Below are 21,764 nucleotides of genomic sequence, written 5' to 3'. Positions count from 1 at the left end.
TCTACCTGTCTGCGTCTACACCCGCAGTGCCCGGGATCGATGCTTCAAGCCCTATGCGGACTACGGGTACTGTGCCGCCAAACGCATGCATTACTACGGCTTCAAGGTGTCGCTATTGGGGACAAGGGTTTTATCGATGCCTTCCGCCACGAACAACTGGCTCGTAAGCGGGGCGTAGAAGTGATCGCACCTCTACGGAAGATCTTGGCGCATACCATTTGTGTGTTTATCAACTTACAACTTGGCCTCCCACCCTTGGACTTGACTGGCTTGGTCATCTTATAGAAAGTTGCACATCGGGTGAATACGATAAAAAACGGGGCGTGGTCGTCCAAAACCACTACTGGCGCCCCCCTTTGATCTTTTACCGCTCCGGTTGCCCCGGGACGCAGCCCCGTCCGCTGCATGTAGAGTTGGCTGACCTTAATGTGAAAGTATTTGTCTGAAAATTGGATGCTTTTCATTATCATATCCTACAACTCTACCCATTACATCAAGTATGCCATCCCTGATTTTGATTTCAGAAGCTTTCTTTAAACCCCGGGCGCTTCCGTACAGCAACAGTCTGTCATCATCGTAAGGCAGTACAGGCGCTATCTCACGATATGCTTCGCTAATTGCTGCCTCGGCAATAGCCTTTCTTTTAGATTTAGGAACCTCAAGGATTGGAGTAAAATGCTCATAACCATCGTTGTCATCCCGTACCTGAAAAATGATGTTCAAAATATGGAATCTGCTTCTGACAGTCAGCGCGATGCGTCCATTTCCCAATAGTTGATAAGGGATCTCGTTTTCAAGTGCAAATCTTTTAATGAAATTCAAGAGCCACCCTTTTTCTCTGTTGGGTTCAGTCTTCATAAGGTGCTCCCCTGACTACCCTGGGGTTGAATATATCAGATATCCACCTGTAAAAAGGGGTCGCTTTTAAACTGTCTTGAAGTCCGTAGTGCTCTGCTGTAAACACGTTTTCCGTTGGTTGTGGGTTCCATATATTCTCTAGGCGCCTCCAGTGTGCTTGTACTCGCTCTTGCTCGTAAAGCAGTTCGTTCAATTCCCAGAGCAAGTCGATCAGCTTTGCTTTTACGCGTTTGACTAATTTCAAGTTTTTAACCTTTAATCTTCTATTCTGCCAGCCTTCCAGCACTCGTATAGTTTCGCTAACATCTTCCCGCAATATTCGCAGCTCATCCTCCTCCAATTCATTCAAAGAAGGATTGCCTGACCATCGGAGTTCATCGTAGTATATTTCGGCCTCTCGTACTTCATACAAATTTCTAAGCTTCACCTTGTATCCTCCTCCAGCGCGATTGTGTAGAGGTCTCCATTGTTGATTTTGCGGATAGACACCCCTGTACCACGCAACAGCTCAGTGGCAAACTTCGAATCTATACACCCTTGATTCACAGCCAACAGTACTAAGCTAATAAACGTTTTATAGGACATACTCTCATCTTTTACAAGAATCCGATAATACATGAGTGACTCTTTTGTCACCTCTGGGAGTCGAGTATCCGGAGGCAATTGAGAAGTGTCACTTAAAGGATATAACGAACGCTTTAGCCGATGAATAAGGTCAAGCAAGAGAGGAATATGTGCGGCGATAAAAACAGAAAGTAGAAGGTGAACCAATCTTCTGTCAATGGAGCTATCAAAGATCATTATCTTGTTTGGAATGCTGAGCGGTTCAATGATGCTCCATATCGTTAGATACGAACTTGCAAGTGCAGCAACATAAACTGCGCACCCCCCCCACCATTCATTTTCCAGTATCTCTTGCCAGCGGCGTAACTTTTCTATCATATCTGCATACTTGACACTTGAGAATCGCACCAGCCAATTAGAGTATACGGTCTCCGCATTTCCTGCTAGATATGGAGGGTATACGGATTCCGCTTTTGTACACTCGCCGGTTGATTTTTGCGAGGTAATACCTGTGTTGATGTATTAGTATTAAATGTGGAATCTATCGGCGGCTATCGCTGTCTGGCGAAACGCACGAGGATATCCTGAGTTGCAGATGCTGGCGCTCGTTTAGGTTTTCCATCATACATTGTAAGGGAAATGCTTTGCCATGTCAAGGTGTTTTTCGCAAAGTGTCGAGCGCCGGTCTCTTGAAATTATTGGATTGCGTGAGAGCAGCGTTGCGTCGCAGGTACTTGTTCTTGCTCTATGGAAAGCTGGGCCGGGCCACCCGGCTCCTACGGCGGAAGGCGAGAGATCAACGATCGGTTAGAAGGGGGATTACAGCCGGGACGGCGCCCTCATGATCCGGAAGTCCAGCGCCGGGTCCGTCTCATCGTTCAGGATCTTGCGTCCCAGCTCGTCGCCGTACGCCGTGAGCTGCGGGATCTTACTAGGATCATCCATCTCGATGGGCTCACGCAGGTCTACCTGGAACCGGCGGAAGTCGAGGTCCTGGAAGAAGGTGCTCACCAGATGCACCTGCTGGTCGTCGGCCGACTGGAGGAAAGCGCCCAGGATCGGCTTCACCCATTGCCACGCCCAGAGGCGATTCGCGTCGCCCGGGGCGAAGGTATGAGGATTGCGCCCGGTCCCCAGGCTGATCAGCGTGGTCTCCGCCGGGTCCCACCCCAGGACGTAGACCAGCTCGTAGGCGGCGAGGTAGCAGGGATTGGTGTATGCGCCCACGCCGCCGTCCACGTAGCGGCCGTCGATCGGCGGGAAGTACGTGGGCACGGAGGAGGACGCCAGCACCGCCTTGACCACCGGCCAGTTCGCATATTCCGGCTTCCACGGCTTGATGAAACGTGTGTGGTTGGTGACCAGGTCGAAGGCGGTGATGACCACATCGGTGGGGGGATCCGCCGACCAGAAGTCCCCCATCTTCAGGTCGCCGATCTGCTCCCGGATGGCCTTTTTCAGCGGATCGAATGGATAGCGATAGCGGGTGAGCGGCCACAGCCAGCTGCGCCACGTCCGGCGGAAGATGGTGTGCCCCAGCTCCGTGTATAGCCGATGCATCTGGGCGCCGGTCAGGCCGGCGGCGATGCCCGCCGCGATGACGGAGCCGGTTGACGTGCCCGCCGTCAGCCGGAAGATCTCATGAGCGGACCGCCCCAGGTGATCCTCCAGGATGGCCAACGCCCGGGCGACGACGACGCCCCGGATGCCCCCTCCATCGATGGCGATGGCGACACGTTCACGGAATGGCTTCATCTCGGCTGCCTCCTTGGGATGCTCAGCTTCCCGTCGCGTTTATCCCTTTCGCCAGTGGGCGCCTGTGGGAATTTTGAGAAGCCACGCCCCCTGCGTCTTGGATAGCCTTCCTCACGGGTGGGACGATTCATGAATCGCCCCATTGATATCAAGTTAAGCGATACGGAAGCGTAGCTCCGCATCTCTGGGGTGGCTCGGAGGGGCGGTAACCCCTCCGAAGAACTCTATTTTCAGCTACTCATGAGACGACCGGCTGGGTCGCGCTTATGTGTCGGATATCGCCGCTGAAGCGATGCGCTGGATCCACCGGACGGCCCCCGGCGGATCACATCCCATCGCCGTCTCGTCGGAAAGGATGAACCCCGCATAGCCCTGCTCCAGCGCCACAGCCACGTCGGTGACCTCCGCCCGATAGGGGATATGGCGATCGATCATGGAGTACAGCACCTCTCCGGCCAGCAGGACAGGCGTTTGGGCCTCTCGTGCGGCTTGTGCAACCTGGCGTTGCACCCGGGGGATCTGCGGTAGGGGCACCTCGACGCCCAGATCTCCCCGGGCCAGGCATAGGGCATCGGCGGCCGCGGCGATCTCCTCAATGTGCGCCAACGCCACGGCCCGCTCGATCTTGGCGATGATCGGGACGTGGAGCCCTCGCTGGGCCAGCTCGTGGCGGAGCAGGGCGATATCGGCGGCGGTCTCCACGTAGGAGAGGTAGACGCAGTCCGGCCTCAGCGGCGCCAGCGCATCCAGGTCCTGCCGGTCCTTCGCCGTCAGCGATGGCAGGGTGATGCGCCTCCCCGGCAGGTTCACGCCGCTTCGTTCGGGCAACGATCCCCCGATCTCCACGATGCACTCGACGCTCCCATTTTGGGCTGCCTTCACCCGCAGACGGAGCGCTCCATCGTCCAGCAGGATCAGATCGCCCGGCCGGGCGATCTCCCCCAGCGCGGGGCAGTTGACCGACGCGTGGCCATCGCCTCCTGGTGCCTCCTCCGATGTCCCGACGGGGATCAGCGTGAAGGTCTGCCCGACCGTCAACGTGATGCGGCCATCGGGAAGCGGGCCGATCCGCAGCTTGCGCCCTCGCACGTCGGCGCCGATGCGAATTGACTTCCCGATCTCGGCGGCGACGCCGCGCACGTGCGCAAACCATGCTTCCAGCTGATCCGGCTGCATATGGGACAGGTTCACGCGACAGGTGTGCGCCCCGGCCTCCAGGACGGCTCGTAGGGTGGTCGGGGGCCATGAGGTCGGTCCCAGCGTGAAGTGAATTTCGGGATTCATGATGGGTGTTGTCCATAGTCACGTGGTGTTGCCCCTAGTATACCTTCCCTGTCCGAAACCGCAATGCCGGGCGAGGGCGGGGTAGGGCCTTTTCAAAGTCCAACGTTCATATTGGCATACATGGCGCCTGCAGGGACGAGGCAAGGTGTCGTGTCTGTACGCGCGTCTTCTCGGTTTCCCCCAGCACACGACATGGCCAGACGTACCCCACCCACCGTTGAGCCCCCTTCTCCCGGGCTCGGGAGAAGGGGGTTTGGGGGATGAGGGCCGTTTTCCCTCGGTCGATGATTAGGGGAATGTCTTGCGTCGGGCGACACGCGGGGTGTTCCTACCACCCCGATTTCCATCACTGACTTTGAAAAAGCCCTGGTTTTCGTGTAGAGAGCTTTGCCTTCCCCCTGAAAGCATGCTAGAATTCGACCGTCGAGACGGACCGTTGTAACTCCCCCGGAGGAATCCATGATTCACAAAGCGCCCGCCTCTGATCCGGACAAGATTCGTGTGATATTTGAGCTCCCCAGCTCATTCTGGGCGGAGCGGATCTGCCTCGTCGGTGAGTTCAATGGGTGGAATCGCACCTCGCATCCTCTGCGCCAGGAGCGAGATGGCGCCTGGCGCATCGTCTTGGAGCTCCCACGGGGACGGCGCTATCAGTTTCGCTATCTGATCGATGGGACCCAGTGGCAGAACGATCCCGATGCGGATGACTATGTGCCCAACGAGTTCGGCTCCTACAACTCGGTGGTCTTGACGGAGATCCCCACGGGGGAGGACGTTGAGGGGGGCAAGGAGACGGAATGAGCGGCTCTGCATTGGATCGCTCCTCGATCGTGGAGCGCATTCTCGATCGGCGGTTGATCGCCGTCGTGCGTGCGGCCGGTGCCGATGAGGCCTTGCAGGTGGGGAAGGCCCTGGCCGAGGGGGGCGTAGACCTGATCGAGATCACCTTCACGGTGCCGGATGCCCCGGCTGCGATCGCCCGATTGACCCGTGCATTACCTGAGACGGTCGTCGGCGCCGGCTCCGTGACCACTCCGGAGCAGGCCGAAGATGCCATCTCCGCCGGGGCCAGGTTCGTCGTCTCACCCGTGGGCCAGCTGGATCTGATCGCGGCGTGCCATCGCCGTGATGTGGTCTGCATGGTGGCCGGGCTGACGCCGACGGAGTTATTCCACGCGTGGCAGTCCGGCGCCGATCTCGTGAAGCTGTTCCCCGCCGGGGCGGTGGGAGGACCTTCGTACGTGCGCAGCGTTCTGGCGCCGCTGCCGGACCTCCCCCTGGTGCCCACCGGCGGCGTGACGTTCGAGAACTTCCGGGCGTATCTGGCGGCCGGGGCGAAGGCCGTCGGGCTGGGCGGCGCGTTGATCCCGAAGGATCTGGTTCGCTTGGGGGAGCGGACGAGTGACGCAGGGGAAGGCTCATGTTGGATATCGTGTCCATTGGGGAATGCATGATCGAGTTCTTCGCCGACGAACCGATCGCGCAGGCGAAGTGCTTTACCAAAGCGTTTGCCGGAGATGCGTTCAACATCATCGCGGCGGCACAGCGCATGGGGTCGAAGACCGGGTTTATCACCCGGGTGGGGGACGATCCTTTCGCTCCGTACCTGCTCAAGAGTTGGCAGGAGATGGGGGTGGATACGAGCCATTGCAAGGTCGTCCCCGGCTTTAACGGGATCTATTTCATCAGCCTGCTGCCGGGTGGCGAGCGTGAGTTCACATACTATCGCAAGGGGAGCGCCCCGTCTACGATGGAGCCCTCGGACCTGGATGAGGATTATATCGCGGGCGCACGTATCCTGCTTACGACCGGCATCACGCAGGCGATCTCGTCCTCATCCAGGGAGACGGCGTTGCGTGCGGCGCAGATCGCCCGGGCGCACGGCGTGCAGGTCGCTTACGACCCCAATTTGCGTTTGAAGCTGTGGTCGCTTGAGGAGGCGCGCCAGGCTCTGGAGGAGATCCTGCCGTATGTGAGCATCGCCATGCCGGGCGGGCCGGATGAAAGCCGCATCCTGTTGGACTTGGAGAGGCCAGAGGAGGTCATCGAACGCTTCTGGAGCTTCGGCGTCGATCTGGTGGCATTGAAATGGGGGATGGAGGGATGCTGGGTGGGGGAGCGAGCGACGGGCTCCATGGAGCGGGTGCCTCCGCTATCCGGGATCGCTGCCAGGGATACGACGGGTGCGGGGGATGCCTTCAACGGGGCGTTCCTGCACGGCCTGTGCGAGGGGCAAACGCCGGTGGAGGCGGCTCGTCTGGGGGTGATCGCGGCCGCGCTGAAGGTGCGTGGGCGCGGCGCGGTGGCCAGCCTGCCCAGTCGGGAGGAGGTGTATGCCGTGTATGAGCGACAGGGGGCCGGATAGCCCGTGGGATACGCCGTGATTCAGCACGATGACGCACACGAATGAAGCCGGGGCATGTAACACCCCGGCTTCACTCATACGGTCGATTTGGATGAGGAGGGGCCCCCAAGGGGGGCCTTCGCTGTTTAGGCGGGATAGCTGGCAATGGTGAACTGGAGGCTGGCAGCCCCCAGCGTGTCCGATGATGCGATGGGGAGATCGATGCTGGCGATCTCCTCAGAGCTTTGCGGTCCAAACCAGGTGAGACGGCCACCATGCGCCTCGATGAACGCGTACGCGATCACCAGGGGGAGCGGCGGGCTTCGCCGTTTCGGTGGGGTCGCATGGTAGCCTGGTTTGCTCCCGTTCTGTGGCTGAGCGCGCTCGATGCGCGTCTCTACGATGCCCTGATCGGGGTGGGGGAGTATGCGCAGAACGATGATGCTGTGCGATGGTAGATGGCGCGCGATGAAACGCAGCAGACCACCCAACGCCTGAGGCAGCCTTTGCGGATCCGCCTGGATCATGGGGCTGTCGCCCGTGTCGATCAGGCGGATTTTCTGATTCCGGCCGGTCAGGTAGGGCTCGATCTGCTGGATCGCCTCCTCCCAGATGTCCCGGATGCGAACGATCTCGCGCTCGAGGGCGAGTTGGCCCGAGGCGAGCTGTGAGGCTTCGGACAGCATGGTGATGAGATGGGCTGCACGCCGGGCGTTCTCCAGGATGGTCTGTATGTACTCCTCCTGGTCCTTGGACAGCGGGTCCGTGTACGTGCTCAACAGCAGCTCCGCATACCCGATGACGGTGGAGAGCAAGCTCTGCAGGTCGTGTCGGAGCATCCCGATGAACATCTCGGGATCCATGAATTGCGCTCGCTGGGCGTGCGGCATGTTGCGATCCATGCGGAGCAGCAGAAGCAGGGCTCCCCATTGCAGCAGGGCTCGTTCGGCGTCCGTAGGATGTTTCGGATCGTCCCAGCATGTGGTCAGAATGCCGATCGTGCGCTGCTCATGTACGATCGGTACGGAGAATTGAGCCTTTGCGTCGGGGGCGGGGGGAAGGGCGATCTGCCCCTCCTTCACCACGTCCTGCAGGTGCTCCCATTCCTTCTGTGTCCGCTTGCTCAGGTTGTGATGATGGGCCAACACGAAGCCCGTCTGATCATCGGACAGCAGATGCAGCGCCATCCCTCGCGCTTGGATCTCCGCCGCCAGGCATTCCAGCGCGTGGGCAAGAGGCGATTTGTCCGGCGGGCATGCGACCATCCTGGCGATCAGCGCCGCGATCGCAGCGGGGGGGTGGGGCGGATCGCCGGGTGCATTGGATTGTCGGAGGGGTGGACTTAATGGATGATGGTCGGTTGGAGGTGAAACGGGATCTACGCCGTAGCGAACTGCCTCATTTAAGGGCATATCTCAGTTAACTGCTCCTGGGAGAGGTATCGCTTGACCATCTCCACGATTTCCGCCCCGCGAAAGGGCTTGATGATGTAGTCGTTGGCTCCGGCGGTGAGGGCCCGGTTGACATCTTCCGTCTGCCCTCTGGCGGAGAGCATGATGACCGGCAGCGAGCGCGTGCGCGGATTGGCCCGAATGGCCTTGACGGTTTCGATGCCGTCCATGTTCGGCATCACCATATCACAGATCACGAGATCGGGGGAGACCTGCTCGATCTTCTCTATTCCCTCGCGCCCGTTGTCGGCACCGATTACCTCGAATCCCGCTGCGCCCAGGAAGATCGATACCAGGTGTACGAGATCGGGCTCGTCATCGATAACGAGAATGCGTTTTCCCATATTATCCCTCGATGAAAAAGGTTTTTTCGGAATCATCGGCGCGTTGTGACGGCTGCCGCCGGGTTTTCTCCAGATACTCCTGCAGCATCTTGATGCTGTATCGTCGGTGCCCACCGGGCGTACGATACGGTACGAGCCAGCCCTCCTGCTCAATCCGATGAAGTGTGGACAGGCTGATGTTGAGATACTGTGCCGCTTCCCGTGCCGTGAGGAGCGATGCTTCATCAGGTGGACTCATGGCGCCTTCCCCTCGCGAGTGATGAAGTCCATCCCAGCTTCTCACACGCTGACCGAACGGAGCTCTCTGAAACCGATTCAATCCGTTTAAGATTTACGCATTCATCCTAGTTGAGCCGCGGGCGGACGTCAATGCCCCCCCGGTACCCCGGAAGATGGTACTATACCCATTTGGAGGGCGTGAAGGCGCCTGGTGATTCATCGCCATGATGCTTGTGGGAATCGTTGCCGTCATCATTGTTCGCATTCCCGGCCTCATTCGGGTGGGGCAAGGCCGGGCGAAGCGGGTGAGGGGCGGAAACCCGGAAGGTTCTTTTGAGGAGTGCAACCCCTCACGGCTTCCGCCGTAATTCCACATGAAAAGATGTACTGCCGGTGAGGGCCGAGGTTGGAGGGCTGGGTTTCCTGTGTATCATGCGGTGGGTGCGTCGTTGGGACCCGGTGTCTCCTGGATGGGCTTGTGTGCCAGCAACGTGAGCACGCGTTGCCGGAAGGATAGGCTGCCATCGCGCTCTCGGTGGACCTGCAGGCCGGCCGCGTCGCCCTCCATCGCCGCGTCCAACATGGCTGTCACCTCTTCGACCATCTCGGCGTCGGCGTTCTCGGCGTCCAGCCAGTCCGCCAGATGGCGCTCGATCTCCGTGATCTCGTCTCGATCGATCTCCAACCCGGCCTGGATGACCAGATCGCGCGTCTGATCGGCGGTGAGGAGCGTCACATGGGAGCTATCCCGCCGTAGCTCGATGACGTCTTGTGTGGCCCGCTTCACGGGGTCGATATCCCCGGCGGGCTCGTGGATCAGGATATGCCCCCCGGGACGGCACACCCGGGCCATCTCCCGGATCGCCGCGGCGGCGTCCTGGAAGTGATGGAGACCATAAGCGCAGGTGATCAGGTCGAAGGAGTCATCCAGGAAGGGGAGCTGTTCCGGCCGGGCCCATCGCACGTGGAGGTTGTCCAGCCCGGCTTGGATACGGGCGATCTCAGCCTCTTCCAGCATCTCGGGACTCGTATCCACGGCGATGACCTGCCTCATCTTTTGTGCCAGGGCAACGGCCAGCGCCCCGGTGCCGGTGGCGATATCCAGTGCCCGCTCGTCCGGCTGTGGATCAACGAGATCTATGAGGCGCTCAATTTGGGCGGGGGTGAGGTCGTGAGGCCGATGGACGGGCAGGGGAGGGGGAGGAGAGGCTGGGGCTGGCAGTGTCGCCTGGACCTCCTGCTCATCTCGTTCCTCCTCCTGAGATGCCTGGCGGTCAGCGGGGGCGGCCTCGCTGTTCAGATGCTCGATTCTGTTGACATAAATGAGGGTCCATTGCTTCTTTTCCCAGACGAGCTTGTGGATGGCGGTGTTGTGTTGATAGACACGGACGTGATGGCCCCCGATCAGAGAGCGTAACAGGGTGGACATGGTCCCACCGTGGGTGATGATGGCGATGCGGTGCCCCCAGAATTGGTCCAGGATGGCTCGCAGCGCCTGGACGACCTGATCCCGGAAGGCTGTGTACATGGGGGCCGTCTCCGGCGTGGGGATCCAGGGCTCGTCAGGTAACCCTTTGCTCTCGGCAAAGGAGGGGAACTCGTCCCAGTATGGCTGTGTGGCCTCCTCCAGTCCTTTTTGGATGTGCACGGGGAGGTTCAGCCGGATGCTCAGGATATCGGCCGTCTGGCGGGCGCGCAGCAGGGGACTGGAGATGATGACATCGATGGGCTCATGTGTCGCCAACCAGTCTGCCAGGTAGCGAGCTTGCTCCCAACCTCGGGCTGTGAGCCCCGTATTAGGGCCCATGTTGATCCCGTACAGGTTGCTCAGGGACTCCGCGTGACGGATCAGGAGCAAGTGGGTTGCCTGCGAGGTCTCCATTCAATATGGCCTCGGAGATGGATGTGGGGTGGTGTTCGTGTAGCCAAAGGCTACGCCCCCCGCCCAGGGGACGACACCCGTGCCACAGGACCACACCCCCGCGCTTTCGCAGAAGCTCGCTCTCACGTGCCAGGCCCTCAGATGCTGAACTGTTGTAGAGCCGAGAAGGAGTATATCGTTTTCCTGTTGAGCTGTCAATTCGACGGAGCGGTAGCCCCTCCACACATCCCCTTTCAGGTGCGACCGCCCGTGGAGGGAAAGAGCGACAGGTGGTCGCCTCGCTCATGCTGTTCAGTTGATGCGAATAGTGTGGCCCTTTGGTAATCCCTTGTGGTATAATTCAGCGTGTTGTGCAACAGGAGAGAGCCCGTGCAGCGAGAAGAGCTAAGACAATGGCCGGTTGGCGGCGGGCCGCTGATCGGCATGCGGCTATGGCTGACCCGCTCCTTCTGGCGCCTGGGGCCGGGATGGGCGGTCTTGGCGGGGGCATTGGCCTCCGGTGCCCTCGTGTGGAGATCTCAGGACCTCCTGCGTCTGCTTCTCCTGGTGTTTTTGGCCGATCCCGCGTGGGGTGGTTTGTGGACCATCCTGGCGGAGCGTCGCCATGACACCCTGGATGGGGATGAATGGTGGCCTTCGACCACGTTCGCGTTGCCGTATCTGCGGCCTGGGTCGCCGGCGGCTCGGCTGCTGGGCTGGGCGGAGAGCGACCGTTCTCTGGTTGCCGCCTGGCGATTGGGGTTGCCCACCTTGCTGGCCACCGGTTTGGTCGCCCTGATCCTGGGGCGTGAGGCGGTGTTGGCGACCCTGCTGGCGCTCTCCCTGTGCATGATCGGATGGGGCACCGCTCGTCTGAACGGGCGGCCGAACACATGGGTCCAAGCTTCCTTGACGATCGGCCTGCCATGGGTTCTGGGACATCTCATCTACGCCCCGATGACCCTGGCCTCTCTCGGCGGGGGAGCTGCTTTCACGGTGTGGCAGCGGGCCGCGCTGGAGGTCGAGAACGGGAACCAACGGGCCTGGTGGCTCCTGGCTCTATCGCAATTGGGCGTGGTCGCCCTCCTCGTGGGGACGCGGCATCCCCTTTGGGCAGCTGGTGTGGCGTTGGCCTCAGCGCCTACATGGTGGACGTATGGGCGGATAGGCGCTGAGGAGGGGAACTCGGCTGTGCTCGCCCACGTTCAATCCTGGTGGTGGGTCGCTTTGCTGGCTGCGGGATGGGCGTTGGGAGGCGCTCCCGGGTGAGCCTGTGGATATGGATCACCCTGACGATCGCTCTGATCATCGTGGTTGCCCTGGCCTATTGGCATCTGATCATCGCCGAGGGTGCCTATCTGGGAAGTGGGGTTGTCGCCTACCTGTATGATCGGTTCGCCCGACGCTACGACGACGTCAAGGGCTTTAACCAGGAGGATGAGCACCACTTCATCGCCCGGCCGTTGCGTTTGGGGCTTGACCTGGTGGGGGCGCGCCGCCCATGGCTCCTGGATGTGGGCACCGGTACGGGGCGGGTGCCACGAGCGCTGCTCGCCGATGGCGAGTTCCCCGGGCACATCGTAGCTGTGGATCGCTCCCTGGGGATGCTCCAGGAGGCCGTCCGTCGGTTGGAAGGGGACGAGAGGGTCTCCTGGCTGTGGCTGGACGCCTCCAAGCTGCCGTTCCCAGACGCCACGTTTGACGCCGTAAGCTGCGTGGAGGCTTTGGAGTTCATGCCCGACCCTCGCGGGGCTCTGGCGGAGATGGTGCGGGTGCTGCGGCCCGGAGGACTCATGCTCCTCTCCAATCGAGTGGGGTGGCAGGCGCGCCTGTTGCCCGGCCGCACCTTCCACCGATCCGCCTTCCGCCAGATGTTGATGGACATGGGGATGGCGGCGTGCGAGGTTCGGCGCTGGCAGGTGGACTACGATTGGGCGTTCGCTCGCAAGGCGGGGTCTGCTCTTGGCTCGGGGGGAGGTGAGTGCTCCCTGGCTGAGTGCCTACTCTGCCCGCGCTGCGGCGCTCGAGATTGGTCCGTTACATCGCGTTTCTGGCGCTGTAACGCCTGCGGGCGCCAGTATGGGGTGCGATCTGGCATCCTGTTGCTGGCGGATTGATCGAGGTTGAGACGGGGGCATGTTTCGAATCGCGTGCGGAGGTGCGCTTTCTCATGCAACATTTTCTATCGATCGCTGATCTGACGCCGGAGGAATTGTGGAGAATCCTCCGGCTGGCGCGAGAGCTGAAAGACGAATGGCTCGCGGGGGGCAACCGGCCTCTTTTACGAGGGAAGGTTCTGGGATTGTTGTTCCAGAAGCCGTCCTTGCGGACGCGGGTGTCGTTCCACATGGGCATGATCCATCTGGGCGGGGACGCGATCTACCTTTCGCCGCAGGAGATCCGTCTGGGGGAGAGGGAGAGCGTTCCCGATGTGGCGCGTGTCCTGTCACGCTATGTGGATGGGATCATGGCGCGCGTGTTCGCTCATGCCCATGTGGAGCAACTGGCCGCTCACTCCCGGGTGCCTGTGATCAACGGGCTCTCCGATTATAACCACCCCTGTCAGGCGTTGGCGGATCTTCTCACGATCTGGGAGCGGAAGGGGCGTCTGGAAGGGGTTCGCCTGGCCTACGTGGGCGATGGGAACAACGTGGCTCGCTCGTTGGCTTTTGCCGCGGCGCTGACGGGGATTCATTTGGTGATCGCCTCGCCGGAAGGTTACCAGCTGGATGAGGAGACGGTGGCCCTCGCTCGCTCGCTGGCCGAGCGAGGGGGCGGACAGGTCACCCTCACCACGGATCCCCTCGCGGCGGTGCGGGATGCCGATGTGATCTATACGGATGTGTGGACGAGCATGGGACAGGAGGCGGAGGCGGAGCGCAGGCGTCAGGTGTTTCCCCCCTATCAGGTGAACGCCGATTTGGTGTCGCGGGCGCGGCCGGACGTGATCGTCATGCACTGCCTGCCGGCTCATCGCGGTGAGGAGATCACGGACGATGTGGCGGATGGTCCACACTCCGTGTTGTTCGATCAGGCAGAGAACCGGCTGCATGCGCAAAAAGGGCTATTGGTGCGTTTGATGGCGCCCGCAGAGGGGTAGTGGGGAGCGGCCGTCGCTCTCCCCGGCGAAGGTGGGGTACATATCGAACGTATAGGGATGAGGTGCGGAGTTGATCGACGTCTTTGGCATTCTCAGCCGTTTCTCGTGGCAGAGCGTGATCGATATCGCGCTCGTGGCGGCGATCTTTTACGGGTTGCTGCGGCTGTTTCGCGGCACGCAGGCCGTCGCCCTGCTGCGAGGCGTCCTCCTCGTCCTGCTGATTATCACCATCGTGACCAGCGTATTGCAGCTGAGCGCTTTCGAGTGGTTGGTGCGCAACTCGCTGCCCGCGATCCTGGTGTCTCTCCCGGTGATCTTCCAGCCGGAGCTGCGACGGGCGCTGGAGCGTATGGGGCGAACCAGCACCCTGTTCCGGTGGGGGAATCGGGAGTCCATGGCCGAGCAGGTCACCGGATATCTCGTGTCCGCCGCGATGCGGCTGGCCGAGCACCGACATGGCGCCCTGATCGTTTTGGAGGGCCAGACCGGTCTGCAGGATTACATCGAGACGGGGGTGATGATCGACGGGATCGTCTCAACGCAGCTTTTGCTCACGATCTTCTTCCCGAACACACCACTGCATGACGGTGCTGTCATCATGCGGGATAATCGGATCGTGGCGGCTAAATGTGTCCTGCCGCTCTCCAGCCGCCCCAGCGCGGAGGTTCAGTACGGCACTCGCCATCGAGCGGCCCTGGGGATCACGGAGCAGAGCGATGCTCTGGCGATCGTCGTCTCCGAGGAGACGGGGACGATCTCCGTCGCCCGCAATGGGCGTATCGTGCGCCGCTTGGATGAGAGCCGCCTGGAGCGGGTGATCGAATCCTTCTACCGACCTGAACGTCCTTGGGCGCGGGAGCCGCGGGGGGCGATGGCATGAATCGCCTGGCTGGTGAATTGGGCACGATCATCCTGTCCATTATCCTGGCCTTCGTCGTCTGGGTGGTAGCGGTCCAGGAGGAGAACCCGGTTTTGCGACAACTGTTGCCCGAGCCGGTTCCGATCAACGTGGTGGGGCTATCCAGCGATCTGGCCCTTTTGAGCCAGACGGCGGATACTGTGCAGGTGGAGGTGCGGGCACCAAGGCGCACGTGGGATACGCTGTCCGCCCAGGATTTCCGGGCCATTGTGGATGTGGCCGGATTGCGGGAGGGTGTCCACGAGGTCCCCGTAGAGGTGTATGTGGAGAAGCCCGACGTGGAGGTCGTGCAGGTGCGGCCTGAGCGGGTGCGGGTGACGCTGGACACCTTCGTGAAGAAGGTCGTCCCCGTGCGGGTGGAGGTGCTGGATGAGCCTGCGCTGGGGTATGACTGGGAGACGCCGACGGTGGAGCCGGATCGGGTGACGGTTTCCGGCGCCCGCACGTATGTAGAGGACGTGGCCAGTGCCGTTGTAGAAGTGTCCATCCTCGGCGCGAAGTCCACGGTGCATCGCATTCGCCCTGTATCCCTGCGAAATAGCGAGGGGCTGCCCACCCGCTTCGTGGAGGTCGAGCCGAAATCGGTGTCGGTGACGGTCCCCATCGTCCAGCGTCCCGGCTACCGGGAGGTGACGGTCCTGGTGCAGCTTCAAGGGCAGCCGGCGCGCGGCTACCGGGTCAGCAATGTCAGCGTGGAGCCCCCGGTGGTCATGTTGTTCGGAGATCCTCAGGCGATCCAGGCTGTGCCCGGGTACGTGGAGGCGACGCCGGTCAACATCGAGGGGGCGGACACCGATGTGATCGAGCGTGCCGCCTTGTTACTGCCCGAGAACGTCTCGTCCGCTTTTGGCGTGCAGAGCGTGACCGTGCGCGTGACCATTACGCCACTGGAGGGTGGGTTGACGGTGACGCGCTCCCCCGTCGTGCAGGGGGTAGCGCCGGGGCTGCAGGCGAACGTCCTGCTGGATAAGGTAGACGTCTTCCTGTCCGGTCCTCTGCCCCGTCTGGAGGCGTTACAGCCCACGGATGTTCGGGTGGTGCTGGATCTGTCCGGGCTGGGGCCGGGGGTGCATAACGTTCGCCCCGTCATCGTGACGCCGGAGGGAGTGCGTGTGGATAGCTGGCTGCCGGAGACGGTGGAGGTGGAGATCGTGGAGCTTCCAACGCCGACGCCGGTGCCGGAGACGCCGACTCCGGAGGAGACCGTCGTGGCCACGCCGGAGGTTACCCCCACGCACACCCCCACGCCTGAGGCGGGCGCGCAGGGAGGCGCGGGGGTATTGCCGATAGAACGGAAGCAAGAACCGAAGCCGTGAAAAGGGGAATGGATGAAGCCGATTGTTGCTCTGGTAGGTCGCCCTAATGTGGGGAAATCGACGTTGTTTAACCGGATCATCGGGGAACGCCGGGCGATCGTCGAGGATATCCCGGGGACGACCCGGGATCGTTTGTATGCGGAGACGGAGTGGGCCGGCGTCCCGTTCGTTCTGGTGGATACGGGCGGTCTGGAATTGCTGGATCTCTCCTCTCAGCCCAATGAGACGACGCCCGAGCCGTTGTCCGTGGCGTCGGCGGATTTCATCCCCGCCATCCGCACGCAGGCTCAAATCGCCATCGATGAGGCGGATGTGATCATCTTTCTGGTCGACGTGCGCGATGGGGTTACGCCTGCGGACATGGACGTTGCGGATTTGTTGCGGACCACCCAAAAGCCAGTGGTCTTAGCTGTGAATAAGGCGGATAACGAGGCCTGGGAGAGGGCGGCGGCGGAATTCTGGGAGTTGGGGCTGGGAGAGCCTTATCCGATCTCCGCCCTTCACGGTCGTGGTGTGGGGGACCTCCTGGACGCCGTGCTGGGCCGTTTCCCTCAGCAGCTCGAGGAAGAGGAGGAAGAGGGGGTTCGCATAGCTATCGTGGGACGGCCCAATGTGGGGAAGTCCTCGCTTCTGAACGCCCTGTTGCGTCAAGAGCGTGCCATCGTCAGCGAGATCCCAGGCACGACCCGGGATGCCATTGATACCGAGTTGGAGTGGGAGGGAGAGCACATCATTTTGATCGACACAGCGGGGATCCGCCGCCGTGGTCGGATCGAGCGAGGAGTTGAGTATTACTCCGTGCTGCGGGCCCTTCGGGCGATCGAGCGTTCGGATGTCGTTTTGCTCCTGATCGATGCGAGCGAAGGCGTTACGGCCCAGGATACCCATGTGGCGGGATACGTGCTGGAGGCGGGAAAAGGGATCGTCGTGCTGGTGAACAAGTGGGACCTGATCGAGAAGGACACCTACACGATGAACACATATACGCAACAGGTGCGAGCAGCGCTGAATTTCATGGATTACGTGCCCGTCCTCTTCATCTCCGCCAAAACACGGCAGCGGGTGAATCAGGTGATCCCGACAGCGCTTCGTGTGCATCGAGAGCGTTTCGTGCGCCTTTCCACGGCGGACCTGAACCGGGTGCTGCGAGAGGCGGTCACGCGACATCAACCGCCGTCCAAGAAGGGGAAACGGCTGCGCTTTTATTACGTCACTCAGACCGGTGTTTGTCCTCCCACCTTCGTCTTCTTCATCAACGATCGGGAGCTGTTGCACTTCTCCTACGAGCGGTACCTGGAAAACGTGATCCGGTCATTCTATCCGTTTGAGGGGACGCCGATTCGGTTGCTGTTTCGCGACCGGGATCGACCTCCTCGAGCGGGGAGGCGTAAGCGGGGAGGTCGGCGGCGCCAGCTCGAGGAGGGGGAGGGGATCGACCTCTCCCCTCCCTGGGACGGTTCTGGTGGGGACGACCGAGACGGTTCGCGTAGTCACTAAGCTATAAACCAGAGACAGCCACATAATCCACAATAAAGGGAAGACCGAGGCTATGCGAAGAGCGGGGAGGTGGTTGAGGCAAAGGCGGATTGAGATCGTCCTGCTGCTCGCACTGGCAGGCGCGCTGGCCTGGTTTGGCTGGTTAGGGTATGATCTCGTATCCCCTTGGGTCTCGTCCATGATCGGGCGGCCTCAGGAGGAGCCTCGAGTCTTTCGAGGGGAACTGGCCCTGAAGCATGCCCTGTATCAGTGTAACTTGGGCCCACGGCCGGTGAACAGCGAGGCGCATCGGCAGCTACAGGCATACATCACGGAGCAGTTGTCCCAGGTGGGGTGGGAGGTCGAGCGGCAGCCGTTTACATATCAGAACACTCCCGGCGTGAACCTGATCGCCCGGCCAGCCCGGGAACCCAAGCCCGATGCTCCCATTGCCTTGATCGGCGCGCACTATGACACCCGCCAGCGAGCCGACCGCGATCCGGACCCCGCGCGACGAAGCGAGCCCGTGCCAGGGGCCAACGATGGCGCCAGCGGCGTGGCCGTACTCCTCGAGCTGGCGCGTGTGGTCGATCTCGGCCGATCACCTTACCGGGTGCGCTTGGCCTTCTTCGATGCTGAGGACAACGGACAACTGGACGGCTGGGAGTTCATCGCCGGCTCCACGTATATGGCCAGACAGCTCACCCCTGAGGATCGCCCCTCGCTGGTGATCGTGGTGGACATGATCGGGGATGCCGACCAACAGATCTACATGGAGCGAAACTCGGACCCCGAGCTACAGGAGACTCTGTGGCGCATCGCCAGCCAACTGGGCTATGGGGAGTTTTTCATCCCTCAGCTGAAATGGTCTATACTAGATGACCACACGCCGTTCCTGCAAGCGGGGATCCCCGCCGTAGATATCATCGATTTCGACTATCCATACTGGCACACGGTGGAGGACACCTGCGACAAGCTCAGCGCGGAGAGCCTGGAACGCGTTGGACGCACAGTCGAGGCCTTCCTGGAAGGGGAGGATTGACGAGATAGATTTACCCCCACATCGCAACACAGTAGATTACGACTCGGTTTCCGAAAAAGAGGAGGAATTGTCATGCGACCAGCCCAGAGAATGAACGCACTTCCGCCTTACGTATTCGCCAAGCTGGCGGCTCGCATCAACGAGCTGCGCAGCCAGGGGATGGACGTCATCCGGCTGGATATGGGTAGCCCGGATCTGCCCCCGGCGCCCCACATCATCGAGGCATTGGAGCGCGCCGCTCGCGATCCAGGTAAGCACGGATATCCCGGCTTCGGCGGCACGCCCGCCTTCCGCAAGGCGGTAGCCGACTATTACGCCGCCCGCTTTGGCGTAAGCGTGGATCCGGCTAAGGAGGTCGTCGCCCTCATCGGGTCGAAAGAGGGGATCGCCAATATGGCGCTGGCCTGGCTGGATCCCGGCGATCTGGTGCTCGTGCCCGATCCAGGATATCCCACCTACCGCATGGGGCCGCGCATGGTGGGGGCAGAGGTGTACTTTATGCCTCTGTTGGAGGAGAACAACTTCCTTCCCGATCTGAAGGCTATCCCGGCGGATGTGGCCGATCGCGCTCGGATGATGTGGCTGAACTACCCCAACAACCCGACGGGGGCCATCGCCCCGATGGAATTCCTGGAGGAGGCCGTGGCATTCTGCCGTCAGCACGACATCCTGCTCTGTCACGATGCGCCGTATTGCGACGTGTGCTTCGACGGCTACGTGGCTCCTTCCATCCTGCAGATTCCCGACGCCAAGGATGTGGTTCTGGAGTTCAACTCCCTGTCCAAGTCACACAACATGGCCGGGTGGCGCGTCGGCATGGCGGTCGGCAATCCTATTGCAGTGGAAGCGCTGGGCCGGATCAAGAGCAATATCGACTCCGGCATCTTTCTGGGCATTCAGGAGGCGGCCATCGCCGCCATGACCGGGGATCAGAGCTGGCTGGAGGAGCGCAACGCCGTCTATCAGGAGCGACGGGACATCATCGTGCAGGCGCTGAACGAGGTGGGCCTGGCGGCCGAGGCGCCCAAGGCAAGCCTCTACATATGGCCCAAGGTGCCCCAGGGATACACATCGGCGGAGCTGGCCACCCGGCTCCTGGAGGAGATCGGCGTCTCCATGACGCCCGGCACGGCCTTTGGTGAGCACGGCGAGGGCTACCTGCGCATCTCCATGGGGACGCCCACCGACCGGGTGCGAGAGGCGATGGAGCGCGTGCGCCAATTCAAACTATGAGAGCCGTCTCACCGGCCTTCCACAACAGGCGACCGGCAGCCCATGAAGACGACCAGATACTTCAAAACCAGCGTCATGGCACGTCGTCCCTATCTCAGGGCGGAGTGGATCGAGCAAGTCCTCGCAAGTCCTATTCGTACCGAGATACAGCCGAACGGGCGTATTCGCCACTGGGGGTTCATCGCCGAGGCAGGAAAATACCTCAGGGTCGTGACGGAAGCGGACGGAGAGACTGTGCATAATGCCTTCTTTGATCGCCGTTTCAAGCCGTGAGCGGGGGACGAGAACATGATATTTGAATATGATGCGGAAACGGACATGTTGTACATCAGGTTGACGCACGGCACAAGCACTGAATCGGAAGAAATCACGCCTGGAATTGTCGTGGATTTCGACGAACAGAACTGCATCGTCGGCATCGAGATCGAGGACGCCAGCAAGCGAGTCGATCTATCCCGGCTTGAGCTGAGAGGGCTGCCGTTGACCAATCTTATTCTAGGCGAGAGAGCCCTCGCATAAGCGCGACGGGGCGAAAGGCGCTTCGATATTCGTCGCCCGTCCTTCGCCACTCGTCGCATTCTCGCAGCAGGAGGTGATCTTATCCCTAGAGACCTGATCGTCACAGACGAAGGGCCCGAACGTGGACTATTGGTGGGCGTAGAGATCACAAGCCGGCCCTCCCCCTGGCCGTTAGAGGACTCGCTGGACGAGCTAGAACAGCTCGCCCGCACGGCCGGCATCGAGGTCGTCGGCCGGGTGACCCAACGACTGGATCGCCCGAACCCGGCTACCTTCATCGGAACCGGCAAGGTCGAGGAACTGGTCGGGCTGCGTGCGGCGCTGGATGCAGACGTCGTCATCTTCGACGACGAGCTCTCGCCACGGCAACAACGGGAGCTAGAGAAGGCCTTCGGTGACGAGATCAAGATCCTCGACCGCACGGCGCTGATCCTGGACATCTTCGCCCGCCACGCTCATACCCGGGAGGGCGCCCTTCAGGTGGAGCTGGCCCAATATGAGTACCGCCTGCCCCGCCTGACCCGGGCATGGACCCACCTGGCCCGTCAGGTAGGGGGCTCAGCCGGGCGAGGTGGCATCGGCGGCGTCGGGCTGCGCGGCCCCGGCGAGACCCAGTTGGAGGTCGACCGGCGGGAGATCAGCCGACGGATCGCCCAGCTCCGCCGGGAGCTGGAGGAAGTGCGGCGGCACCGTCAGCTGCACCGGCGCCGGCGGCGCCGGGCGGGGCTTCCCGTGGTCGCCATCGTCGGATACACCAACGCGGGCAAGTCGACGCTGCTCAACGCGCTGTCCGATGCCAACGTGGTGGCCGCCGACCAGCTCTTCGCCACGCTGGACCCGACGACCCGCAGGGTGGAGCTGCCGGGCGGGCGACAGGTGCTCTTCACCGATACCGTTGGCTTCATCCAAAAGCTGCCGACGCAGCTGGTAGCCGCCTTCCGGGCCACGCTGGAGGAGGTGACCGAGGCCGACGTACTCGTACATATAGTTGACATAACGCACAAGCTGGCGTTAGAACAGGCGGCCACAGTGGAGGAGATCCTCCAGGACCTGGGGGCGGCCGACAAACCGGTGGTCGTCGCGCTGAACAAGATCGACCTGGTGCCGGACGCGGAGATGGTCGCTGACGCCCTCCAGATCTTCCCCAAGGCGGTGACCATCTCCGCCTTGAAGGGAAAGGGCCTGGACGACCTGCTGGCCCGGGTGGAGGAGGCCTTGCAGGAGAGCATGATCCCCGTGCGGGTCCTGCTGCCGTACAGCGAGGCGGAGTTGCTACACCAACTGCATGAACGCGGCAGCGTGGAACGCGAGGAGCACACGGGGGAGGGGACGCTCCTGGAGGGCCGCGTGCCCGTGTGGCTGATGGGACGCTTAGAGGATTATCGGGTAGACTAGCCGGGGAGAGGGGAGCACGCCCGATGTGCTCCCCTTTTTCATGTCGCGAAGGCATCTCACCAAAGACTGGATGAAAAGGAGCTC

At 61.5% G+C, this 21,764-nt stretch carries 22 protein-coding genes; 13 read left to right on the top strand and 9 right to left on the bottom strand.

Annotated features, from left to right (window positions below):
* Positions 1-423 precede the first annotated feature (423 nt).
* The 5 genes from GXP39_01110 to GXP39_01090 form a co-directional block, all read right to left on the bottom strand.
* Positions 424-858 (bottom strand): hypothetical protein, encoded by a 435-nt coding sequence (locus tag GXP39_01110; protein ID NOZ26638.1) that lies wholly within the window; start codon positions 856-858, stop codon positions 424-426.
* Complete coding sequence (locus GXP39_01105) at positions 848-1,285, bottom strand: hypothetical protein (protein NOZ26637.1); 438 nt, start codon at positions 1,283-1,285, stop codon at positions 848-850. Before GXP39_01105 ends, GXP39_01110 begins: the two co-directional genes overlap by 11 nt.
* A complete protein-coding gene (locus GXP39_01100) occupies positions 1,282-1,800 on the bottom strand; it encodes a hypothetical protein (GenBank protein ID NOZ26636.1) in 519 nt (172 codons plus the stop codon). Before GXP39_01100 ends, GXP39_01105 begins: the two co-directional genes overlap by 4 nt.
* A gap of 441 nt (positions 1,801-2,241) precedes the next feature.
* Complete coding sequence (locus GXP39_01095; GenBank protein ID NOZ26635.1) at positions 2,242-3,177, bottom strand: patatin-like phospholipase family protein; 936 nt, start codon at positions 3,175-3,177, stop codon at positions 2,242-2,244.
* A 264-nt stretch (positions 3,178-3,441) separates the two neighbouring features.
* Positions 3,442-4,461: a hypothetical protein gene (locus tag GXP39_01090; GenBank protein NOZ26634.1), complete on the bottom strand. Its 1,020-nt coding sequence runs from the start codon at positions 4,459-4,461 to the stop codon at positions 3,442-3,444.
* 459 nt (positions 4,462-4,920) lie between these two features.
* Here GXP39_01090 and GXP39_01085 point away from each other — a divergent pair, with 459 nt between their 5' ends.
* From GXP39_01085 to GXP39_01075, 3 genes are read left to right on the top strand one after another with little or no spacing between them, the layout of a single operon-like run.
* Entirely contained in the window at positions 4,921-5,262 is a 342-nt protein-coding gene (locus tag GXP39_01085) for a glycoside hydrolase (protein ID NOZ26633.1), read from the top strand.
* A complete protein-coding gene (locus GXP39_01080) occupies positions 5,259-5,915 on the top strand; it encodes a bifunctional 4-hydroxy-2-oxoglutarate aldolase/2-dehydro-3-deoxy-phosphogluconate aldolase (protein ID NOZ26632.1) in 657 nt (218 codons plus the stop codon). Before GXP39_01085 ends, GXP39_01080 begins: the two co-directional genes overlap by 4 nt.
* The gene (locus tag GXP39_01075) at positions 5,882-6,826 is read left to right on the top strand and encodes a sugar kinase (protein ID NOZ26631.1); all 945 of its coding nucleotides are present in this window, start codon (positions 5,882-5,884) and stop codon (positions 6,824-6,826) included. The genes GXP39_01080 and GXP39_01075 overlap by 34 nt, the downstream gene beginning before the upstream one ends.
* Before the next feature lie 125 nt (positions 6,827-6,951).
* Here the strand turns inward: GXP39_01075 and GXP39_01070 are convergent, their stop codons facing one another.
* From GXP39_01070 to GXP39_01055, 4 genes are all read right to left on the bottom strand, one after another.
* Positions 6,952-7,992: a hypothetical protein gene (locus tag GXP39_01070; GenBank protein ID NOZ26630.1), complete on the bottom strand. Its 1,041-nt coding sequence runs from the start codon at positions 7,990-7,992 to the stop codon at positions 6,952-6,954.
* 215 nt (positions 7,993-8,207) lie between these two features.
* Positions 8,208-8,600, bottom strand: coding sequence for a response regulator (locus tag GXP39_01065; protein NOZ26629.1), 393 nt, complete (start codon positions 8,598-8,600; stop codon positions 8,208-8,210).
* 1 nt (position 8,601) lies between these two features.
* The gene (locus tag GXP39_01060; GenBank protein NOZ26628.1) at positions 8,602-8,838 is read right to left on the bottom strand and encodes a helix-turn-helix domain-containing protein; all 237 of its coding nucleotides are present in this window, start codon (positions 8,836-8,838) and stop codon (positions 8,602-8,604) included.
* 411 nt (positions 8,839-9,249) lie between these two features.
* Positions 9,250-10,701, bottom strand: a complete 1,452-nt coding sequence (locus tag GXP39_01055; protein ID NOZ26627.1) for a methyltransferase domain-containing protein — start codon at positions 10,699-10,701, stop codon at positions 9,250-9,252.
* Between the two features lie 369 nt (positions 10,702-11,070).
* Between GXP39_01055 and GXP39_01050 the strand changes: the two genes are divergently transcribed.
* From GXP39_01050 to hflX, 10 genes are all read left to right on the top strand, one after another.
* On the top strand, positions 11,071-11,949 hold the full coding sequence (locus GXP39_01050; protein NOZ26626.1) for a hypothetical protein: 879 nt from the start codon (positions 11,071-11,073) through the stop codon (positions 11,947-11,949).
* Positions 11,946-12,797 carry a methyltransferase domain-containing protein gene (locus GXP39_01045; GenBank protein ID NOZ26625.1) on the top strand — a complete coding sequence of 284 codons (852 nt, stop codon included), beginning with the start codon at positions 11,946-11,948 and terminating at the stop codon, positions 12,795-12,797. Before GXP39_01050 ends, GXP39_01045 begins: the two co-directional genes overlap by 4 nt.
* A gap of 53 nt (positions 12,798-12,850) precedes the next feature.
* A complete protein-coding gene (argF, locus tag GXP39_01040) occupies positions 12,851-13,780 on the top strand; it encodes an ornithine carbamoyltransferase (protein NOZ26624.1) in 930 nt (309 codons plus the stop codon).
* A gap of 70 nt (positions 13,781-13,850) precedes the next feature.
* Entirely contained in the window at positions 13,851-14,660 is an 810-nt protein-coding gene (locus GXP39_01035) for a TIGR00159 family protein (GenBank protein ID NOZ26623.1), read from the top strand.
* A complete protein-coding gene (locus GXP39_01030; GenBank protein NOZ26622.1) occupies positions 14,657-16,015 on the top strand; it encodes a hypothetical protein in 1,359 nt (452 codons plus the stop codon). The genes GXP39_01035 and GXP39_01030 overlap by 4 nt, the downstream gene beginning before the upstream one ends.
* Before the next feature lie 12 nt (positions 16,016-16,027).
* The gene (locus tag GXP39_01025) at positions 16,028-17,512 is read left to right on the top strand and encodes a ribosome biogenesis GTPase Der (protein NOZ26621.1); all 1,485 of its coding nucleotides are present in this window, start codon (positions 16,028-16,030) and stop codon (positions 17,510-17,512) included.
* Positions 17,513-17,585: 73 nt separating this feature from the next.
* The gene (locus tag GXP39_01020; protein ID NOZ26620.1) at positions 17,586-18,533 is read left to right on the top strand and encodes a M28 family peptidase; all 948 of its coding nucleotides are present in this window, start codon (positions 17,586-17,588) and stop codon (positions 18,531-18,533) included.
* A 72-nt stretch (positions 18,534-18,605) separates the two neighbouring features.
* Positions 18,606-19,766 carry an aminotransferase class I/II-fold pyridoxal phosphate-dependent enzyme gene (locus GXP39_01015; protein ID NOZ26619.1) on the top strand — a complete coding sequence of 387 codons (1,161 nt, stop codon included), beginning with the start codon at positions 18,606-18,608 and terminating at the stop codon, positions 19,764-19,766.
* 288 nt (positions 19,767-20,054) lie between these two features.
* Positions 20,055-20,285, top strand: coding sequence for a DUF2283 domain-containing protein (locus tag GXP39_01010; GenBank protein ID NOZ26618.1), 231 nt, complete (start codon positions 20,055-20,057; stop codon positions 20,283-20,285).
* Between the two features lie 57 nt (positions 20,286-20,342).
* The gene (gene hflX, locus GXP39_01005) at positions 20,343-21,680 is read left to right on the top strand and encodes a GTPase HflX (protein NOZ26617.1); all 1,338 of its coding nucleotides are present in this window, start codon (positions 20,343-20,345) and stop codon (positions 21,678-21,680) included.
* The last annotated feature ends 84 nt before the right edge of the window (positions 21,681-21,764 follow it).

Source organism: Chloroflexota bacterium (assembly GCA_013152435.1).
Taxonomy (GTDB): domain Bacteria; phylum Chloroflexota; class Anaerolineae; order DUEN01; family DUEN01; genus DUEN01.
This window is presented reverse-complemented; position numbering and strand designations above follow the sequence as displayed.